Raw genomic sequence first — 19730 nt, 5'->3', positions numbered from 1 at the left:
GCAGCTGTTTTTGAAATTATTCCTTGTGACTTAGAGTTAAACGGCAGGCTTACGACCTCTTGATAAACGGTGTTCAAAAGCCAGTTTCTCGGTATTAAGCCAAATTTATGCAAAAATGTGAGGAACCATTTCCACAAAATTTTTCTTAATACTCGAAACTAAACGTCTTTTTCACAACCTCTTGGTAAAAGGTGTTCAATCAGCTGACCCTCGGTTATTAGCTCAAGACGCTGATTTCACAACCTCTAATTCACGTTATTCCTGTTTTAATAAAGTTCTAGATATTGTTCTCTTTCCCACTCGGAAACAGTTTGTCTGAATGCCGCCCATTCGAGACGTTTTGCTTCAACAAAATTTGAGAAGATATGTTGTCCTAATGCGTCAATCATTACATTATCCTTACGTAATTCCTTGATAGCATTATGGATAGTTGAAGGTAAGTCTTGGATATGTGCAGCTTCTCTTTCTTCCTCATCCATTACATAAATGTTACGGTCAACAGCGGCTGGCGGTGTGATCTGATTACGGATACCGTCTAGTCCTGCTTGCAACAATACTGCCATTGCCAAGTATGGGTTTGCAGATGGATCAACTGAACGCAATTCCAAACGTGTGGACAAACCGCGAGATTCTGGTACACGTACTAATGGCGAACGATTACGACCGCTCCATGCGACATAAACAGGCGCTTCATAACCTGGAACGAGACGTTTATAAGAATTGACTGTTGGATTGCAAACGGCTGTATAGGCACGAGCATGTTTCAGCAAACCGCCTAAGAAATGATACGCTGTTTCACTAAGTTCCAATTCACCGTCTTTATCATAGAAGACATTTCCTTCATCATTGAACAAAGACATATTGCAATGCATACCAGAACCATTGATTCCAAATAACGGTTTCGGCATGAAAGTTGCGTGAAGTCCGTGCTTGCGTGCAATCGTTTTGACAACGAGCTTGAAGGTTTGGATATTATCACAAGCATCTACTACATCCGCATATTTGAAGTCAATTTCATGCTGTCCTGGCGCTACTTCATGATGTGAAGCTTCCACTTCAAAGCCTAAGCTTTCTAATTCCAACACGATGTCACGGCGGCAATTTTCACCTAAATCTGTTGGTGCAAAATCAAAATAACCACCTTTATCATTCAAGGTCGTTGTGATCCCACCGTCTTCGTCTAATTTAAATAAGAAGAATTCTGGTTCAGGTCCCAAATTGAAAGAGGTAAAACCAAGGTCGCGCATGTCTTTCAATGCTCGTTTCAAATTCCCACGAGGATCGCCGGCAAATGGTGTCCCATCTGGATTATAGATATCACAAATTAAACGAGCAACTTTTCCATGAGCACTTTCCCATGGGAAGATCATCCAAGTGGAGAGATCTGGATACAAATACATATCGCTTTCTTCAATTCGAACAAATCCTTCAATCGAAGAACCGTCAAACATCATTTTGTTTTCTAACACTTTGTCAATCTGGCTCACTGGAACTTCTACATTTTTAATCGTACCTAAGATGTCTGTGAACATCAATCGTAAAAATCGTACGTTTTCTTCCTCAATGATTCGTTTGATCTCTTCACCTGTTATCTGTTTCTTTACCATGGTATCCCTCTTCCTTTTTTAATTTATTCAGTCAAAGAATTGTCTTTGTAATCCTTGCGACTGATAATGACCTGTTTTGCTTAACCCACCTTGCGCCAAAATCTCATCACGAAAAATTTGTCGAACGTCATGATCTGTCAACGGCTTCTTGCTTTTTGCTTCTTGTTTTTTCGCCTGTGCCATTTCGTATACACGTTTGATTCCAGCCATGTTTAACCCGTCTGAAAGATAATCTTTGATCTCAAGCAGCATATCGATATCATTCAACGAATACATGCGGCGATTTCCTTCGCTTCGTTCCGGATGAACTAAATCTTGTTCTTCATAGTAGCGAATTTGCCGAGCAGACAAATCAGTCAGCTTCATAACTGTACCAATTGGAAATACGGACATAGATCGGCGCAATTCCTTTTCTCCCATCAGACGTCCCCTTTCGTTTTATAAGTTGGCTAAAGTGTACCAATTAAAAAAAATATTGTCAACTGCATATGTTAGGTTTTCTAACATGAGATCTCTATTTTTTTATAAAATAACAAAAAAATATGAACGCAAAAAAAGGTATCTAGTTGATTTTCGTACCAGATACCTTTTACTTTTATTGTACTATGCTATTCTTTCCCAGTGATTTTTATTGTAAAAAAACAAAATTTTATTTGCTTTTTCTTAACCATTTTGAATCATTTTTTGCAAATCCTCTCACTTCATACTCGTTTGATTCTTCCATGTAGGCTTCGTCCAAAACCATCGTTTGTCTTCTTAACTCACTTAATTTCTGTCCTTCATTGCTTGGCACAGACAGTGTATAAGGTGTCATCAGTTCCATCAGTTGACGCTTGATTGCTTCGATCAATGCCGTCTTCCCTTCTTTCGTTTGAGCAGAAATCAAGACATTAGGGAATAAGGTGGGCGTAAACATCGCCGGATCAATCTGGTCTGCCTTATTGTAAACAGTCAGTATCGGCATTTCTTTCATATTCAATTCATCCATCAATTTTAGTACAGTCTGCTCCTGTAAAATGCGATCTGGAGAACTGGCATCGACTACATGCAACAAAAGATCCATATTCTGACTTTCTTCTAGTGTAGAATGGAAAGCATCAATCAGTTGCGTAGGCAGATCTTGGATGAACCCGACGGTATCTGTTACTGTAATCTCAAATCCTTCAGCAAAACGCCATCTTTTAGTCAATGGATCTAACGTTGCAAACAACTGATCTTTTGAATAAGTATCCGCTTGTGTCAATAAATTCAAGATGGTTGATTTTCCAGCATTCGTGTAGCCTATAAGACCAATCTGAAAAATCTCACTGTTTTTTCTTTTTTGACGGTTGCGCTCTCGATGGGCTTCTACTTCTTTCAATTCTTTCTTAACAGCAAAAATTTTATTCCGTATATGTCGGCGGTCTGTTTCTAACTTTGTTTCACCTGGTCCTCTTGTTCCAATCCCACCACCAAGACGAGACAATGTTTTCCCTTGCCCTACTAAACGAGGCAGAAGATATTCTAACTGGGCAAGTTCAACTTGCAGCTTTCCTTCTTTCGAACGAGCACGCATCGCAAAAATATCTAGAATCAGCTGTACTCGATCAATCACCGGAAGACCAACAGCATCCGTAATCAGTTGACTCTGTCTCGGAGTCAGTTCATGATTAAAGATGATCAAATCCGCTTCATGCGCATCTGCTTGTTGAACTAATTCTTGTAATTTCCCTTTCCCGATAATCGTTTGCCGATCTACTTGTGGTCTCTTCTGTGTAATTGTGAATACGACTTCTCCTGATGCGGTGTTCGTCAGCTGAACTAGCTCTTCCATTGACTCTGTAAAGTAACGCTGGTTTGCTTCGGTTTCTACCCCTACGATGATTACTTTTTCTTCCATTTTATTCCGCCTCCAGCCATTTTTTGATTGTTTGCTCAATCTGACTTTTTTGATTTGGCTCACTTATAAGATCAAACCACTGTGCATCCAAACGGTTACGAAACCACGTTAACTGACGTTTCGCGTATCTTCTCGAATGTAGTTTGACTTGTTCTGTTGCTTCTTCCAATGTTTCTTTCCCTTCAAAATAAGGGAAAAATTCTTTATATCCAATCCCTTGACTGGCTTGGACTTCTCCAAGCTCATATACCATACGTGCTTCTGCTACCAAGCCTTCTGCTAGCATCAAATCGACTCTGTGATTGATTCGATCATACAAGACATCACGCTTCGTATCTAACCCAATCATGAGGTAATCATATAATCGCTTTGGCTCTTCTTTAGGTGCCGTGATACTATGCCCTGTCGTCTCCAAAACTTCCAGAGCTCTTATCACTTTGCGTTGATTGTTCCAGTGGATTTTCTCAGCAGCTGCCGGGTCTTTTTCTTTCAACTGATTCCATAACGCTTGGGAACCAATTGTCTCGGCTAACGTTTCATACTTTTTTCTAATCTCAGGATTCGCTTCTTCTGTCGCCCCTAACTGGTAATCGTATAGAAGAGATTGGATATACAGACCCGTTCCGCCAGCTATGATAGGTAGATGCTCTCGGTTCGCAATCTCAGTAATCAATTGTCGACCTGAACGCTGAAAATCAGCGGCTGAGTAATGTTGAGTAGGTTCGATCACATCAATCAAATGATGCGGAACATCATTCATCTCTTCTTCTTTGATTTTTGCTGTACCGATATCCAGATTTTTATAGATTTGCAATGAATCACCGCTGATGATCTCTCCCCCAAATAGTTGTGCGAGTTCCACACTTAGCGCTGTTTTACCGACTGCTGTCGGACCGACGATCACTAATACTTTTTCCATATTTTACCTACTTTTCGTTGATTGTTTCCACCGAAGAGCTTTCTCCGGAAAATCAGTTATTATTCCATCTATTTTTAGTTCTTGACATTTGGCCATTTCTTCTTCATCGTTGATCGTCCATGCACGAATTGCTTTTGGAAAATCAGCTGCCTGGACTGGATGTTCGAACAACCAAGTATTTTTTGGATGTACTCCTTCTATATAAGGGGTTTCTGCTGCTAGTTGGATCTTTTTATCAGAAGTACTCATCAATAAGTCCAGCTGTATCTCTGGTTCCAATAACGCGATTTTTTCCAAAGAAGCCAAATGAAAGCTGCAATATGCATGTTGAAAAGGCCAATCTCTGCTTTTTAATGTTTCGGCTAATTTTTCTTCGATACCGGGATATTCATACTGATCAGTTTTAATTTCGATCATTAGCATCCCTCGGTAATTTTTTTGGAGAAGCAGTCCTAAAACTTCTTTCAATTCAGGGACTTTAGCTGCTGGAAATTCTTTGCTGAATTTGCCTCCTGCATTCAATTTTTTGAGTTCTTCCAATGTTTTTTCTCGAATCAGCCCTTTACCGTTAGTCGTCCGATCCACTTCTTCGTCATGCATAACGATCAAATAACCGTCTTTGCTTAGATGAACATCTAGTTCGATACCATCTGCACCTACTCGTACAGCTTCTGCAAATGCAGGAAGCGTATTTTCTGGGTGGGTACCGCTGCTTCCGCGATGAGCATAGATTTGTAACATCTTTCTTCACTCCGTTCAGTTCTATTGTATCATTAAGAAAAAAAGAAAGCATTACCACGCTCTCATGTGCAACGGCAATGCTTCAAAATATCAGCTCCAAACATCATCTTTCGAGAAGAAACCAATCGGCTGGCGCGTCATAGTCTTCAACTGTGCTTTTTTTTCATTGATCATTTCAGTCAAACTATCCGTAAAATTCTCTAAAATCACGCGTCCGCCTTTATAAGCATATCCACCAATCTTCATTGTTTCATCTGGAGATAAAATCACTTTTCGATGGGAGATGTTCTTAAACAGCTCATCTAAAATATAATTTGGCAGATAAAAACTATTCTGCGCTGAAAATGATTGGAGATACGCAAAATCGTCAATCGTGATATAACAATCATCGAATGCATCAAAGCTGACATATTCTTCCATCAGCGTCGTCCTTTTTTGCAAGATCTCGTTGATCTTTTTATTTAATTGGTTCAGCGTCTCGATTTCTTTGACTTTCAATTCCAATTCACGTCTACGCTGTTCTTTATTTTCCAAGTGACGCATTTGCAGTATCATGCCGATATAGACAACTACAGCACCCGTCAACACGCCGATAAGACCTGTAATACCAACTATCAATCTGTTGTTCCTCCTTGTTTTGCTTCTCTGCTTATCATACCATAAAGCAGGTTTATGCGACTAATTTGCCTAAGTTTTTTATTTGACCTTTTTTGACCAAAAATGTATACTACTTTTTAGGTATTAGAAACTAAATTATGGTACACTATTTCTAAACGAAACCAAGGAGGAACTCTATTATGAATTTAATTCCTACAGTCATTGAACAATCATCACGAGGCGAAAGAGCTTACGATATCTACTCACGTTTATTGAAAGACCGTATCATCATGTTAAGCGGCCAAGTAACTGATGATCTTGCTAATTCGATCATCGCCCAATTGCTTTTCTTAGATGCTCAAGATTCTGAAAAAGATATCTATCTTTATATCAATTCTCCTGGTGGTTCAGTTACAGCAGGTATGGCTATCTACGACACAATGAACTTTGTCAAAGCTGATGTCCAAACAATCGTTATGGGTATGGCTGCTTCAATGGGAAGCTTCTTGCTGACAGCTGGTACAAAAGGGAAACGATTTGCTTTACCAAATGCTGAGATCATGATCCATCAACCTCTTGGCGGCGCTCAAGGTCAAGCAACTGAAATCGAAATTGCGGCACGTCATATTTTACAAACACGCGAACGCTTAAACAAAATTTTAGCTGAACGCACTGGCCAACCGCTTGAAGTGATTGAAAAAGATACAGACCGTGACAACTATATGACAGCTGAACAAGCAAAAGCATATGGATTGATTGATGAAGTCATGGAAAACAGTTCTTCATTAAATTAATCTGTTTCAAAGGAAGCTTTTTAAGCCTTCTTATCTAAACCAAATAAAAAAGGATGGCCAGCTCAAACTGACCATCCTTTTTTTATTTTTATGGATGCTACTGCCTATCTTTGCTCCTTGAATTTTCCTTGCGCATGCATCCGACCTATTTCGACATAATGCTGGATATTTTCTTTGTTTTTTTGTATTTCTTCTTTTGTCAAAGGTCGGATCACTTTAGCTGGACGACCAAAAGCCAAGACATTAGGAGGAATAACTTTTCCTTCTGTTACTAATGATCCAGCACCAATCAAACTATTCTCACCAATAACCGCATGATTCAATATCGTGGTTCCCATCCCGATCAGCGCCCCTTTTTCGATTGTACAGCCGTGTAGCATACACTGATGTCCTACCGTCACATTCTCAGCAATATCTACAGGTGCATCATGATCGACATGGACGATTGTACCATCTTGGATATTCGTTCTTTGTCCTACTTTTATCCAATTACTGTCCCCGCGTAAAACTGCTTGATACCAGATCGTCACATCTTCTGACAATGTCACGTCACCAATCACTGTAGCATTTGATGCTATAAACCGTTCCATCTCTATTTTCTCCTTTCGTTTTTTTGTAGAAACTAATCCTATTGAATAAATGTATCATAGCATATATTTATTTTATAAGAAAAAAACAGGTAAAACCTGCTCAGTCCAGATGCCTATTTGCGCTATCTGGTAAACTGACGTTTTACCTGTTTATTGTACCTCTATATTTTCTTCTATTACTTTCTTCAAAACTAATTCGTACACTTCGATTTGTGCTGCCAAGCGTTCGATTTGAAACTCATTTTCAAAAAAATCAGCTGAATCAAATGGTTTTGTCTGACAGACGTGCGTTAAACGATCAATTTCTCTTTTGGCTTCAGTGATTTTTTCATTTAAAAACTGTTCCATCTCCGTGCCCTCACTTTTTTTGATAACCTTACTTTACCATTATCAAGAAAGGAGAACAAAAAATAAGTTTCAAACTGTTTTATCCTGCTTCCTCAGCAAATTGGCTGTTATACAGTTTTTCATAAAATCCGCCTTGTGCCAATAAACTCTCATGTGTTCCTTTTTCAATGATCTGACCTTGGTCCATCACTAGAATCAGATCTGCATCGCGTATCGTCGATAAACGGTGAGCAATGACAAAACTTGTCCGCCCCTCCATCACGCGATCCATCGCTTTTTGAATCAACGCTTCTAAACGAGTGTCTACTGAACTTGTCGCTTCATCCAAAATCAAAATTTTAGGATCTGAAACCACTGCTCGGGCAATCGTCAGTAACTGTTTTTGTCCTAAAGACACATTGTCTCCCTCAGCATTTATGGCCATCTCATATCCATCTGGCATTGTCCGGATAAAATGGTCTACGTTTGCTGTTTTTGCAGCATCTACTACTTCATAATCTGTCGCATCAAGCTTTCCAAAACGGATATTATCGGCAATCGTTCCTTGATAGAGCCATGCATCTTGTAAGACCATACCAAACAAGGAACGGACATCACTGCGGCTCATTGATTTGGTATCAATCCCGTCGATCCTGATAGCTCCTTTGTCTACGTCGTAAAAACGCATCAATAGATTGATCAAGGTCGTCTTGCCGGCACCAGTCGGACCGACGACAGCCACGGTTTGACCTGCTTTCACTTCAAAGTTCAAATCTTGGATCAATGGTTTCTTCGGATCATACGCAAAATCGACATGATCGAATGTCACATCTCCTAAAATCGTTTCTGGCAGTGAAACATCTACTTTGTTTTCTTTTTCTTCTGGCTCATCTAAAATCTCGAATACACGTTTTGTTGCCGCTGATGCACTTTGCAAAACAGAAGACAATTGTGTCACGTTCCCCATCGGCTGGCTGATTTGCCAAATATATTGGATGAACGCCTGAAGTTGACCAACAACGATTGCTCCAGTAATAACATAGAAACTTCCTAGAACAGCCATACCAATATAAGTAGCATAGGCAGTTAGTTGAACTAATGGCATCATCAACCCAGAAATGAACGCTGCGCGGAACCCAAAGTATTTCAAGCTGTGATTTACTTTTTTGAATCCTTCCAATGTTTCTTTTTCGCGTCCGTATACTTTCAATACACTGAAACCTGTCATATTTTCTTGAACGTAGCCGTTTAGCTCACCAAGCGAATTCTGCATGCTTTGAAAATATTTCTGCGAAGCATTGATCACTCGTTTGGAGATCCAGATCGATGTTGGAATCATGATCATAGAGATCAGCGCCATCATCGGCTGGATATAAAACATCATTGCTGCAGCCAACGTAATTCCCAATATCGCATTTACGATACCAATAAAAGCTTGTTGTAAAGCACCGCTGACTGCATCTACATCATTCGTCACACGAGACAAAATATTTCCTTGCTGGTTTTTATCGAAATAAGAAACCGGAAGACGATTGATTTTTTCTTCTATGTCTCTTCGCAAATCATGCATGGCACTTTGAACGACATTTGTCATCAAAACACCAGAAAGCAATTGCGAAATACAATACCCTATTCCGACCACTGTGATCCAAATAAGACATTTGAATATATAAGAAAAATTGATTGATTCGCCATTGGCAATATTACGGCTGATTTCTGTAGTAGGAAGTCCTGTAACATATGGCAAAGCCACGTTGAAAGCCACTGTCAGAACTGTAAATAGGATCACTAGGAGAAAAGTCCCACGATACGGTCTGATATATCGAGCTAAACGTTTTAAGGAAGAAAAGGTTTTTTTCATGCTAATTCCTCCTTTGATAATTGAGAAGCGGCAATATCATAATAAATCGGGCATTTTTCCAACAACTCCCGATGTGTCCCCATGCCGACGACTTCTCCTTCATTTAATACGATGATCTTATCTGCATGCATGATCGTTCCCACACGTTGTGCTACGATCAATACAGTAGACTCTGTTGTTTCTTTTTTCAGACGAGCACGTAACTTCGCATCCGTTTGATAATCTAATGCAGAAAAGCTGTCATCAAAAATATAGATTTCCGGACGGCGTATGATGGCTCTGGCTATTGCCAATCGTTGTTTTTGTCCGCCTGAAAAATTGGAACCACCTTCTGATAAATGTTCGTCAAATCCATCTGGTTTTCGAGAAATGAATTCTGAAGCTTGAGCAATCTCAGCTGCACGTTCCATTTCTTCTTGTGTGGCATCTTCTTTCCCGTATCTCAAATTATCTGCAATCGTTCCAGTAAATAGCAGCGCTTTTTGCGGAATAAACCCAATCTTATCTCGCAACTTGCTTAACCGATAATCTCTTACGTCCACTCCGTCAATCAAGATCTTTCCTTCACTCACATCATAAAAGCGAGGAATCAATTGAATCAACGTAGATTTCCCGCTACCGGTACTTCCAATAAAAGCAACGGTTTCTCCTGGAGAGGCTGTAAAACTGACATTTCGAATCACTGGTTCTTGCGAATGGCCTGGATAAGCAAATGTTACATTTTGAAATTCGATATACCCTTTAGTCTTCGTATCCGATATACCATTTGGATCTTCTACAATCGAAGGTTTGGCATCTAGTGCCTCTTGGATACGTCCAGCTGAAACGGCTGCTCTTGGATACATCATGAACACACTGGCAAATAACATGAATGAGAATAAGGCATGGAATATATACTCGATAAATGCAATCAAATCTCCTACTCGAAGTTCGCCAGCATCGATTTGCACTGCCCCGCTCCAAATGATTAATACCATCACGATATTAAACAAGAAATAAAAGCCTGGTTGTGCAACAGCCATCAAACGGAACAAGCTTTTCGAACTAGCAGCATAATTCTCATTGACTACAGCAAAGCGTTTTTCTTCAAACTTTTCATTGACGAAGGCACGAATCACACGCAATCCTGAAAGGTTTTCCCGCAAGATACTATTGATTTTATCTAAGTTTTTTTGTTGTTTTTTAGATAACGGCTCAGACACCTTAGCAATCGCTACGACCGCCAATAATAGCAAAGGCAATGCGCCTACTACATACAAACTGAGTGTCACACTTGTACGCATGACCATGTACAAACTGACAACGAACATCATCGGCGCCATGAAACCAATACGTAAAATATTTTGCAGGAACAACATGATCTGATAAGCATCATTTGTTGTACGAGTGATCAAGGAAGATACGCCTAAATTTTCGTACTCCTGATGCGAATAGCTTTGGATCTTTTCGAACAAGTCATCTCGAATATCTGCTACGATATTGGTCGTGATCCTCGAACCAAAATAACCTAACAAGATATTCAAAATAATACCGATTACGGTAATAACGATCATAAATATCCCTTGCTGTTTCACATAATCAAAATCATCATTGCGGATTCCTACATCAATCATACGTGCTAAAATCGTAGGAAGTCCTAATTCAATCAAAATAAAACCGAATACGCATATGAAATTGAAAAACAAGAATTTCTTATAACGCATGGTATAATGCCACATTAGTTTCACTTTCTCATCTCCTTTTAATCTTTTGTTACATTTTCATTACTAAAAATGATAGCACAACGAACCTATTAATAGAACACTTCTCTCATAAAAAAGTCATTATGATTATAGTAAAATGATAAACGTTGATTTTTTCTTTCAATCTAGTTGATTTCTATACTTATTTGCTGTTTTATGCTAGAATAACAATTAATTGTTGTATATTTTTTATACAGAAGGTACGGTTGAAAAAATATCCGAACAGATGAGCAAAAACGAGGCTTGTCTCTTTGACTCGAATCCAGTATTCTAGTCAAAGCATATGAAAAACTAGGTGGCTTGTCCCCTCGTTTTGTGTTGTCTAAAAAAATCAACTAGCTAAATCACTGCTTTACGCAGATAAAGGAGACAAAACAATGATCTATAAAGTTTATTATCAAGAAACAAAAGTACGTAACCCTAAACGGGAAGAAACAAAATCTCTTTACATTGAGGCAAAAAGCGATGTAGACGCTCGCCAACGTGTGGAAGAAAATACCCCATACAATATTGAATTCGTTCAACTTCTAGAAGGAAGTCATCTAGAATACGAAAAAGAAAATGCTGATTTCTCATTAGTGGAGTTTTAATATGAAACTTTCCATCAAAAATAATGAGACCGGCGTCTTTGCTATTGGTGGATTAGGTGAAATCGGGAAAAATACGTATGGGGTACAATTCCAAGATGAAATCATTTTGATTGATGCCGGGATCAAGTTCCCGGAAGACGATCTACTTGGAATTGACTATGTCATTCCCGACTACAGCTACATCATACAAAACTTGCACAAAGTAAAAGCCCTAGTGATTACTCACGGACATGAAGACCACATCGGCGGAATACCCTACTTGCTAAAACAAGCAAATATTCCTATCTATGCTGGTCCTCTCGCATTAGCGTTGATCACGAACAAATTAGATGAGCATGGCTTACTTCGAGAGGCAGAGCTTCATGAAATCAATGAAGATACGATCATTCGTTTTAGAAAAACTTCTGTCAGCTTTTTCAGAACGACTCATAGTATCCCAGACGCATTAGGAATCGTGGTGAAAACACCTTCTGGTAATATCGTAGCGACTGGAGACTTCAAGTTTGATTTCACTCCCGTTGGCGAACCAGCAAACTTGCATAAAATGGCTCGTATCGGGGAAGAAGGTGTCTTGTGCCTTTTATCTGATAGTACAAATGCTGAGATTCCAACATTTACTAAATCAGAAAAAACGATTGGTCATTCTATCTTGAAGATCTTTTCAAAAATCGAAGGTCGTATTATTTTTGCCAGCTTTGCTTCTAATATCTTCCGTTTGCAGCAAGCAGCAGATGCCGCTGTGGCGACTGGTCGTAAAATCGCTGTTTTCGGACGTAGCATGGAAAATGCCATTGTCAATGGCCAACGTTTAGGATATATCAAAGTTCCAGACGGCACATTTGTAGATGCACATGAAATCAATCGCTTGCCTGCTAACGAAACGATGATCCTATGTACAGGTTCTCAAGGGGAAGCGATGGCCGCTTTGAGCCGTATTGCAAATGGTACCCACCGTCAAATCCAAATCCAGCCAGACGATACAGTGATCTTTTCAAGTTCACCTATCCCTGGTAATACAACAAGTGTCAATCATTTGATCAACTTGCTGTCTGAAGCTGGCGCAGAAGTAATCCATGGAAAAATCAATAACATCCATACTTCCGGTCACGGTGGACAAGAAGAACAAAAATTGATGCTTCGCTTGATGAAACCAAAATATTTTATCCCTGTCCATGGAGAATTCCGCATGCTGAAAGTCCATGCTTCTCTAGCACAAGATGTAGGTGTTCCTGCAGAAAACTGCTTCATCATGGAAAATGGCGATGTTTTAGCGTTAACTAGCGATTCTGCACGTCCTGCTGGGCATTTTGTGGCTGGAGATGTATATATCGATGGTAGCGGGATCGGCGATATCGGTAATGTCGTTTTACGTGACCGTCACCTGCTTTCAGAAGAAGGTCTTGTATTAGCTGTTGCAACAGTAGATATCAAGAAAAAAGAAATCTTGGCTGGTCCAGATATTCTCTCTCGTGGATTTGTTTACATGCGAGAATCAGGAGAAATGATCAATGAAGCTCAGCGAATCTTATTCCATGCTTTAAGAGAATGTTTAAATGGACCTGACTGTTCAGAATATAAATTGAAAGAAGCGATGACTGGCGCGCTTCAGCCATTCTTATTCGAACGTACAGAAAGACATCCAATGATTTTACCGATGGTCATGACACCAGATGAAGAATAAGTAAGAGATTGTGAAATTAGTGCTCTGACCTGAGTATAAGAGAAACCAAACGGAAAACAGGACAAGTTGTTTTTATTTGGCTGTTCTTATTGATTGATACTGGGCAGCTTTTTCACAACCTCTTAAAATTTATTTACTTTTTCATACAAAAAATACCTGCCACAAGAGAAATTTCCTCTTGTGGCAGGTATTTTTGTTACTCGCTTTGTTCTCTCGTAAAAATTGATGCTTACCATCAATTTGATTTACAGATAAAATTAAGCTTTTACAACGTTTGCAGCTTGTGGGCCACGGTCTGATTCTTCAACGTCGAAAGTCACTGCTTGACCTTCTTCTAATGTTTTGAATCCGTCACCTTGGATAGCAGAGAAGTGAACGAATACGTCGCTTCCATCTTCACGTGAGATAAATCCAAATCCTTTTTCAGCGTTGAACCATTTTACTGTTCCGTTTTCCATAATAATATCCTCCTCGTGCCAAAAGCACTTATTTAAATTGTAACATTGCTCGTGTACGATAGAGGTGCAACAGATGTTTCAACTTCTATTCCCAAACAAAATTACAATATAATTGTACACTTGCTTCATTTTTTTTGCAAGAAAGCAACTTACTTCTCTTCCATTAATCCTTCTTCTCTCAAACTAAAATATCGTTTACGTCCGATGATCAAATGATCCAGTACAGTGATGCCCATCATTTCTCCGCACTTTTGTATCCTTTTAGTAAAATTCATATCCTGTTGTGATGGAATAACATTACCAGAAGGATGATTATGTGCTAAAACGATTCTTGCCGCGCAATAACGTACAGCATAATGAAATATTTCTCTAGGATGAGCGACTGACTGATTCAGCGAACCGATGAACACTGTCTTTTTTAAGATCACTTGATTCTTCGTGTCCAAATAAATACAAATCAAATGTTCCTGTTTGTGATCTTTCATTTCCAGAATCAATTGTTGTGCCAGTTCATAGCTAGTATGAATGGCCGGAGCTGCTCTTTCTTGGTCCGTCTGAATGCGGCGGCCTAACTCGATCAAGGCTTTGATTTCGATTGCTTTCACACGTCCTATCCCTCGAATCTCTTCTAACTCATGCAAAGTCGCCTGTCGTAAAGAAGCCAATCCACCAAACGTTTTTAACAGATTGCCAGCAATCGACATCACACTATGAGGGTGCTGACCAGTACGCAGTAAAATTGCTAAAAGCTCCTGATCCGATAAAGCTTCAGCTCCATAAATTTCCATACGTTCCCTTGGTAAAGAGCTAGTTGGTACTTCTTTGATCAATCGTTTTTCCAAAAAAACATCTCCTTTCTATCTTTTCTAAAATAAGATACGAAAAGAGATGGATTTTTATTTTATCAATGCAGGGATTTCATGCAAAGAAGAAACGACCCCAGCCGTTTTTTTGATCAATTCTTGGGAAGGCGGAAGCAAATCTGGCACCATGACTACAGGGATCTCAGCCGCAGAAGCTGCTAAAATACCATTTTGCGAATCTTCTAAAATCAATGTTTCTTTCTTAGCTGTACCTAATTTCTGATTGGCTAATAAAAAAATTTCCGGATCTGGTTTTGCTCGTTGAACATTCTCTGCGGAAACAATCGTCTCAAATCGTTCAAACAGATTGTTCTTCTTCAATAAAAGTTCAATGACAGCTCGTTGGTTACTGGAAGCGACAACTTTGGGAATCTGATGTTCTTCTAAAAAAGAGAGGAGTTCCAACACTCCTGGCTTCATTTGTACAGCTCCTTGTGAAAAGCGCTCAAGCGTTTCCTGGTATGAATCATCTATGAATCTTTGTACGCTTGTTTTGCCGAATTCCGCAAAAATCATATGATAATTCGCCCACACTTCTTCATCGGAAACACCTAAGAATTTTAAATACAGGTCTTTATCATAAGGAAAACCCATCCTATCTGCTACTACTTGTGAAGCCTCGTAATATACTAACTCTGTGTCAAACAATAAACCATCCATATCAAAAATCACTGCATTATACTTCATGGTCTCCTCCTAATTGTATTAATAAATGACGAACTTCTGAAATGAAATAAAGCGAACCGGTCACAACTAATACATCTTCATTTGTCATCTTTTCCAATATATCTGCTAATCCGAATTGCCACAATGAAACGATTGATACTCTCTCACTTGCTAAATCTGATACTTCACTTAATTCGATGGCTTTTGGATGTTCAAAGGTCGTCAAATAAATATGGACATTTGGTACTTGCTGCAATCGTTCTAGCATTTCTCTAACATTTTTAGTTCGTAAGGCGGAAAACAAAATGTTGATTTGATATCCTTTGAATTCTTTTTTCAAATTCTCAACAAGCCGGTTCATTGCATGCGTATTATGGGCACCATCTAAAACAACTAATGGCTCGTTACTCAAACGCTCCATTCTTCCTGGCCATCGAGATTTCTTCAACCCCTTCAAAACATCTTTTTCTCGGAAAGGCAGCTTTTCCAATTGACAGTAAACAAAATACAATTCGATGGCTACTCCTGCATTTTCAGCTTGATGTTGCCCTAAAAGCGGCGTGGTTAGTTGAGGGATTTTCCCTGCTTCATTAAAGAATTCAAATACTTCTCCCCAAGTCTCATCAGGATGCAGATAGTTTATTTTATAATTTTCCCCGTATACATAAAGCGTCGCATTTTTTTCTTTAGCTGTTTGTTTGATGACATTAAAAGCTTCTGGGCCGATGTTTCCTGTGACAACAGGAACGCCTTGTTTGATGATTCCTGCTTTTTGCGCAGCGATTTCTTCAATCGTCTCTCCAAGTATCTCGGTATGATCAAGCCCAATCGTTGTTATTCCAGTTAGCATCGGTACAGCTACATTGGTAGAATCCAATAAGCCACCTAAACCAACTTCAATAATCGCTACGTCAACTTTCTTCATCAAAAAATAATCAAATGCCATTGCTGTTAATGTCTCAAATTCAGTGATACCAGCTACTGCTTCAAATTGATCAAGTTGTTTGATCAGCGGCTGATATTTTTTTACAAGCTGGATCAAGTCATTGTCTGGGATACTTTTTCCATTGATTGCAATCCGTTCATTGAACGTTTCGATATAAGGTGAAGTAAACGTTCCAACTATCAGACCAGCTTCTTCTAATAGGCTTCTCAAATAGGCTACAGTAGACCCTTTTCCGTTTGTTCCAGCGATATGGATCGTTTTTACTTTCCTCTCCGGATGACCTACCACTTCTAATAAAGCTTCGACTCGGTCAAGACCAGGACGTGAACCAAATGGTAATCGACTATGGATCCATTCTATTGCTTCTTCAATCGTCATCAACAATTCCCCCATTTCTCTTTTATTATAACAAATAGAAGACATAAGAAAAATAAAAGGACGATAGAGAGAAAAATCTGCTCCAGATACATGATAAATCGCTCTTTTTTCTAAGTAATCAGAGTAGACTAAAAAAGAGGATGCGACAATAATCATGTCACATCCCCTTATTCGGAATAAGTGGTGTTCCCCGCTTTTATTGAATAGTACGCAAACTTTCGATTCGTTCTTTGACAGCCGTTTGCTTCTCTAAATAATCTTTTTCTTTTGCACGTTCTGCCTCTACTACTTCTTCCGGCGCATTAGAAACAAACCGTTCATTAGAAAGTTTTCCTTGGACACGTTTCACTTCGCTTGTCCATTTTTCCAGTTCTTTTTCTAATCGTTTGATTTCCTCTTCGATATTGATCAATCCTGCTAACGGCAAGAAGATTTCTGCACCTGTCAGAACAGCTGACATCGCTAGATCTGGTGCAGTGATCTCACTTGATATCGTCAACTCTTCTGGATTACAGAAGCGTTCGATGTAGCTTGTATTTTCAACTAAAAATTGATCGATTTTAGCATCGTTTGTTTTGATTAATAACGTAATTGGTTTAGACAATGGTGTATTCACTTCTGAACGAATGTTTCGAACTGCTCGAATCAATTCCTTCAATACTTCCATTCCTTTAGAAGCAGTTTCATCGTCAAACTCTGGACGTACCACAGGATATTCTGCTACTACTAGAGAATTTCCTTGATGAGGAATATGTTCCCATATTTCTTCTGTGACGAATGGCATGATTGGATGCAACAAACGCAAAATCTGATCCAAGGTATGGACTAGGATACTACGTGTTGTTTGTTTTGAAACAGCATCATCTCCATAAAGTACTTCTTTGCTCATTTCGATATACCAGTCACAAAAATCATCCCAGATAAAGTTATACAGTTGTCTACCGGCTTCACCAAATTCAAAACGATCAAATAATTCAGTTACACGTGCGATCGTTTCATTCAAACGAGTAAGGATCCATCGGTCAGCCACTGATTTTTCTCCAGATAAATCGATCTCTTCTACGGTCATTCCTTCGATATTCATGATAACGAAACGTGAAGCATTCCAGATTTTATTGATAAAGTTCCATGAAGCATCCATTTTTTCATAGCTGAAGCGAACATCTTGCCCTGGGGCAGAACCATTCGATAAGAACCAACGAAGAGCATCTGCTCCATACTTTTCGATTACTTCCATCGGATCGATCCCATTACCTAATGATTTACTCATCTTCCGCCCTTGTTCGTCACGAATCAATCCGTGAATCAAGACATTCTCAAATGGTCGTTCGCCAGTAAATTCCAAACTTTGGAAGATCATTCGGCTTACCCAGAAGAAAATGATGTCATAACCAGTTACTAAGGTGCTAGTAGGGAAGTACCGCTTATAATCTTCGCTTTCCGTGTCTGGCCAGCCCATCGTTGAAAAAGGCCACAATGCTGAACTAAACCAAGTGTCTAAAACATCCGGATCTTGGACCCAGTTTTCACTATCAGCTGGTGCTTCCATCCCTACATACATTTCGCCTGTTTCTTTGTGATACCATGCAGGGATTTGATGTCCCCACCATAATTGTCGTGAAATTACCCAGTCATGGACATTTTCCATCCAACGTAAAAATGTTTGATTGAACCTTGGAGGGAAGAATTCCACTGCTTGATCTGTTTCTTGGTTATCAATGGCTTTTTTTGCTAACGGCGCCATTTTTACAAACCATTGAGTAGACAATCGAGGTTCGACAACGACACCTGTCCGCTCGGAATGTCCCACACTATGGACCATTGTATCGATTTTGATCAATCGGCCGATTTCTTTTAGATCTTGCACGATTGCTTTACGGGCAGCGAAACGATCCATTCCAGCATATTTTCCTGCTAGTTCATTCATCGTGCCATCATCATCCATCACATTCACTCGTGGGAGATCATGACGATTACCTACCTCAAAGTCGTTTGGATCATGTGCTGGAGTGATTTTTACTACACCTGTCCCAAACTCCATATCTACATATTCATCTGCAATGATTGGGATTTCTTTATTGACTAAAGGTAGAATCACTTTTTTGCCGATCAGCGCTTGATAACGCTCGTCTTCTGGGTGAACAGCAATCGCCGTATCTCCCAACATCGTTTCTGGCCGGGTCGTCGCAATTTCTACTACGCCTGATCCATCTGCCAGTTCATAGCTCATATGGTAAAAGGCGCCTTCGATGTCTTTATGAATAACTTCGATATCAGATAGAGCTGTTCGTGCTTGAGGGTCCCAATTGATGATGTATTCACCGCGATAGATCAACTCTTTTTCATATAAGGTAACAAAAACTTTACGTACTGCTTCAGATAATCCGTCATCTAATGTAAAACGTTCTCTGCTGTAATCTAAAGATAAGCCCATTTTAGCCCACTGTTCACGGATATGGTTTGCATACTCTTCTTTCCATTCCCACACTTGATCGATGAACTTTTCACGACCTAGATCATAGCGAGAAATTCCTTGCTCTCTGAGCTTTGCTTCTACCTTTGCTTGTGTCGCGATTCCTGCATGGTCCATACCAGGCAACCATAAAGTATCATATCCTTGCATTCTCTTTTGACGAATCAGCATATCTTGCAAGGTCGTATCCCAAGCATGCCCTAAATGAAGTTTTCCGGTAACATTTGGGGGTGGGATCACGATTGAATAAGGTTTTGCTTTTTTATCTCCGCTCGGTTTAAACAAATCTTGTTCTAACCAATGCTGATAACGTCCAGCTTCAACTTCTTGCGGGTTATATTTTGTTGATAGGTTATTTTCTTCCGTCATGCTGTTTTCCTCCTTTAAACTAAAAAACGTCCTAAAATACTTTCGTATTTTAGGACGTATGATTTACGCGGTACCACCTAAATTGCAATAATCAATCATTATTGCCTCTCAAGTGAGTTAACGATCACGACTCGTCTATCTCTACTCCATTCAAGACAGAAACTCCCAAGCTACCTTCACTGGTTGTCATTGAGAACCTTTCAGCAGATAGTTCTCTCTCTAAGAATGAATGTGCCAGTTACTCCTCTT

The 19730-nt window shown here is 39.4% G+C and carries 18 protein-coding genes and 1 other annotated feature (1 of these 19 running past the window's edge); of the genes, 3 read left to right on the top strand and 15 right to left on the bottom strand.

The genetic code is table 11. The features are described 5' to 3' along the window. Positions 1–266 precede the first annotated feature (266 nt). The 6 genes from glnA to ESP02_RS07120 all read right to left on the bottom strand — a co-directional run bounded on the left by glnA (position 267) and on the right by ESP02_RS07120 (position 5764). Positions 267–1607, bottom strand: coding sequence for a type I glutamate--ammonia ligase (gene glnA / locus ESP02_RS07145; protein ID WP_002287001.1), 1341 nt, complete (start codon positions 1605–1607; stop codon positions 267–269). 27 nt (positions 1608–1634) lie between these two features. Then, a complete protein-coding gene (locus tag ESP02_RS07140; RefSeq protein WP_002290339.1) occupies positions 1635–2027 on the bottom strand; it encodes a MerR family transcriptional regulator in 393 nt (130 codons plus the stop codon). Between the two features lie 229 nt (positions 2028–2256). Then, positions 2257–3486 carry a GTPase HflX gene (gene hflX / locus ESP02_RS07135; RefSeq protein WP_002372802.1) on the bottom strand — a complete coding sequence of 410 codons (1230 nt, stop codon included), beginning with the start codon at positions 3484–3486 and terminating at the stop codon, positions 2257–2259. A 1-nt stretch (position 3487) separates the two neighbouring features. Further along, positions 3488–4405: a tRNA (adenosine(37)-N6)-dimethylallyltransferase MiaA gene (gene miaA / locus ESP02_RS07130; RefSeq protein ID WP_002372806.1), complete on the bottom strand. Its 918-nt coding sequence runs from the start codon at positions 4403–4405 to the stop codon at positions 3488–3490. Between the two features lie 3 nt (positions 4406–4408). Then, positions 4409–5146, bottom strand: coding sequence for a glycerophosphodiester phosphodiesterase (locus ESP02_RS07125; RefSeq protein ID WP_002290344.1), 738 nt, complete (start codon positions 5144–5146; stop codon positions 4409–4411). A 90-nt stretch (positions 5147–5236) separates the two neighbouring features. Further along, positions 5237–5764 carry a hypothetical protein gene (locus ESP02_RS07120; protein WP_002289403.1) on the bottom strand — a complete coding sequence of 176 codons (528 nt, stop codon included), beginning with the start codon at positions 5762–5764 and terminating at the stop codon, positions 5237–5239. A gap of 179 nt (positions 5765–5943) precedes the next feature. Here ESP02_RS07120 and clpP point away from each other — a divergent pair, with 179 nt between their 5' ends. Continuing rightward, positions 5944–6537: an ATP-dependent Clp endopeptidase proteolytic subunit ClpP gene (clpP, locus tag ESP02_RS07115; protein WP_002289402.1), complete on the top strand. Its 594-nt coding sequence runs from the start codon at positions 5944–5946 to the stop codon at positions 6535–6537. Positions 6538–6641: 104 nt separating this feature from the next. On the opposite strand, the gene ESP02_RS07110 is transcribed toward clpP, so the two are convergent. The 4 genes from ESP02_RS07110 to efrA all read right to left on the bottom strand — a co-directional run bounded on the left by ESP02_RS07110 (position 6642) and on the right by efrA (position 11042). Beyond that, complete coding sequence (locus ESP02_RS07110; RefSeq protein ID WP_002310223.1) at positions 6642–7127, bottom strand: gamma carbonic anhydrase family protein; 486 nt, start codon at positions 7125–7127, stop codon at positions 6642–6644. Positions 7128–7277: 150 nt separating this feature from the next. Further along, positions 7278–7475, bottom strand: coding sequence for a hypothetical protein (locus tag ESP02_RS07105; RefSeq protein WP_002372808.1), 198 nt, complete (start codon positions 7473–7475; stop codon positions 7278–7280). Positions 7476–7554: 79 nt separating this feature from the next. Further along, entirely contained in the window at positions 7555–9315 is a 1761-nt protein-coding gene (gene efrB / locus ESP02_RS07100; RefSeq protein ID WP_002335505.1) for a multidrug efflux ABC transporter subunit EfrB, read from the bottom strand. Further along, a complete protein-coding gene (gene efrA, locus ESP02_RS07095; protein WP_010733332.1) occupies positions 9312–11042 on the bottom strand; it encodes a multidrug efflux ABC transporter subunit EfrA in 1731 nt (576 codons plus the stop codon). Before efrA ends, efrB begins: the two co-directional genes overlap by 4 nt. Positions 11043–11434: 392 nt before the next feature. Between efrA and ESP02_RS07090 the strand changes: the two genes are divergently transcribed. Both ESP02_RS07090 and rnjA read left to right on the top strand, forming a co-directional pair. Further along, positions 11435–11647 (top strand): DNA-directed RNA polymerase subunit epsilon, encoded by a 213-nt coding sequence (locus ESP02_RS07090; RefSeq protein WP_002287947.1) that lies wholly within the window; start codon positions 11435–11437, stop codon positions 11645–11647. Between the two features lies 1 nt (position 11648). Then, a complete protein-coding gene (rnjA, locus tag ESP02_RS07085) occupies positions 11649–13328 on the top strand; it encodes a ribonuclease J1 (RefSeq protein WP_002310218.1) in 1680 nt (559 codons plus the stop codon). A 257-nt stretch (positions 13329–13585) separates the two neighbouring features. On the opposite strand, the gene ESP02_RS07080 is transcribed toward rnjA, so the two are convergent. From ESP02_RS07080 to ESP02_RS07060, 5 genes are all read right to left on the bottom strand, one after another. Then, complete coding sequence (locus ESP02_RS07080) at positions 13586–13786, bottom strand: cold-shock protein (protein ID WP_002294067.1); 201 nt, start codon at positions 13784–13786, stop codon at positions 13586–13588. 149 nt (positions 13787–13935) lie between these two features. After that, positions 13936–14628, bottom strand: coding sequence for a DNA repair protein RadC (radC, locus tag ESP02_RS07075; RefSeq protein WP_025478305.1), 693 nt, complete (start codon positions 14626–14628; stop codon positions 13936–13938). A 54-nt stretch (positions 14629–14682) separates the two neighbouring features. Next, positions 14683–15336, bottom strand: coding sequence for an HAD family phosphatase (locus ESP02_RS07070; RefSeq protein ID WP_002372812.1), 654 nt, complete (start codon positions 15334–15336; stop codon positions 14683–14685). Next, positions 15326–16639 (bottom strand): folylpolyglutamate synthase/dihydrofolate synthase family protein, encoded by a 1314-nt coding sequence (locus ESP02_RS07065; RefSeq protein ID WP_025478306.1) that lies wholly within the window; start codon positions 16637–16639, stop codon positions 15326–15328. Before ESP02_RS07065 ends, ESP02_RS07070 begins: the two co-directional genes overlap by 11 nt. Positions 16640–16835: 196 nt before the next feature. After that, a complete protein-coding gene (locus ESP02_RS07060) occupies positions 16836–19481 on the bottom strand; it encodes a valine--tRNA ligase (protein WP_002372824.1) in 2646 nt (881 codons plus the stop codon). A 47-nt stretch (positions 19482–19528) separates the two neighbouring features. Continuing rightward, positions 19529–19730 (bottom strand) — a binding site (T-box leader); it runs 15 nt beyond the window's last position.

It is taken from the genome of Enterococcus sp. NBRC 3427 (genome assembly GCF_007996925.1).
Classification (GTDB): Bacteria; Bacillota; Bacilli; order Lactobacillales; family Enterococcaceae; genus Enterococcus_B; species Enterococcus_B lactis.
The sequence above is the reverse complement of the archived record's forward strand: the minus strand, read 5'-3'. Positions and strand labels throughout refer to the sequence as shown.

Excerpts from the sequence above, each read along its gene's own strand:
- ESP02_RS07065 (WP_025478306.1), bottom strand. The coding sequence starts at position 16,639 with ATGACGATTGAAGAAGCAATAGAATGGATCCATAGTCGATTACCATTT.
- ESP02_RS07140 (WP_002290339.1), bottom strand. The coding sequence starts at position 2,027 with ATGGGAGAAAAGGAATTGCGCCGATCTATGTCCGTATTTCCAATTGGT.
- ESP02_RS07105 (WP_002372808.1), bottom strand. The coding sequence starts at position 7,475 with ATGGAACAGTTTTTAAATGAAAAAATCACTGAAGCCAAAAGAGAAATT.
- ESP02_RS07090 (WP_002287947.1), top strand. The coding sequence starts at position 11,435 with ATGATCTATAAAGTTTATTATCAAGAAACAAAAGTACGTAACCCTAAA.
- miaA (WP_002372806.1), bottom strand. The coding sequence starts at position 4,405 with ATGGAAAAAGTATTAGTGATCGTCGGTCCGACAGCAGTCGGTAAAACA.
- ESP02_RS07080 (WP_002294067.1), bottom strand. The coding sequence starts at position 13,786 with ATGGAAAACGGAACAGTAAAATGGTTCAACGCTGAAAAAGGATTTGGA.
- rnjA (WP_002310218.1), top strand. The coding sequence starts at position 11,649 with ATGAAACTTTCCATCAAAAATAATGAGACCGGCGTCTTTGCTATTGGT.
- ESP02_RS07125 (WP_002290344.1), bottom strand. The coding sequence starts at position 5,146 with ATGTTACAAATCTATGCTCATCGCGGAAGCAGCGGTACCCACCCAGAA.
- ESP02_RS07060 (WP_002372824.1), bottom strand. The coding sequence starts at position 19,481 with ATGACGGAAGAAAATAACCTATCAACAAAATATAACCCGCAAGAAGTT.
- hflX (WP_002372802.1), bottom strand. The coding sequence starts at position 3,486 with ATGGAAGAAAAAGTAATCATCGTAGGGGTAGAAACCGAAGCAAACCAG.
- ESP02_RS07110 (WP_002310223.1), bottom strand. The coding sequence starts at position 7,127 with ATGGAACGGTTTATAGCATCAAATGCTACAGTGATTGGTGACGTGACA.
- glnA (WP_002287001.1), bottom strand. The coding sequence starts at position 1,607 with ATGGTAAAGAAACAGATAACAGGTGAAGAGATCAAACGAATCATTGAG.
- clpP (WP_002289402.1), top strand. The coding sequence starts at position 5,944 with ATGAATTTAATTCCTACAGTCATTGAACAATCATCACGAGGCGAAAGA.
- ESP02_RS07070 (WP_002372812.1), bottom strand. The coding sequence starts at position 15,336 with ATGAAGTATAATGCAGTGATTTTTGATATGGATGGTTTATTGTTTGAC.
- efrB (WP_002335505.1), bottom strand. The coding sequence starts at position 9,315 with ATGAAAAAAACCTTTTCTTCCTTAAAACGTTTAGCTCGATATATCAGA.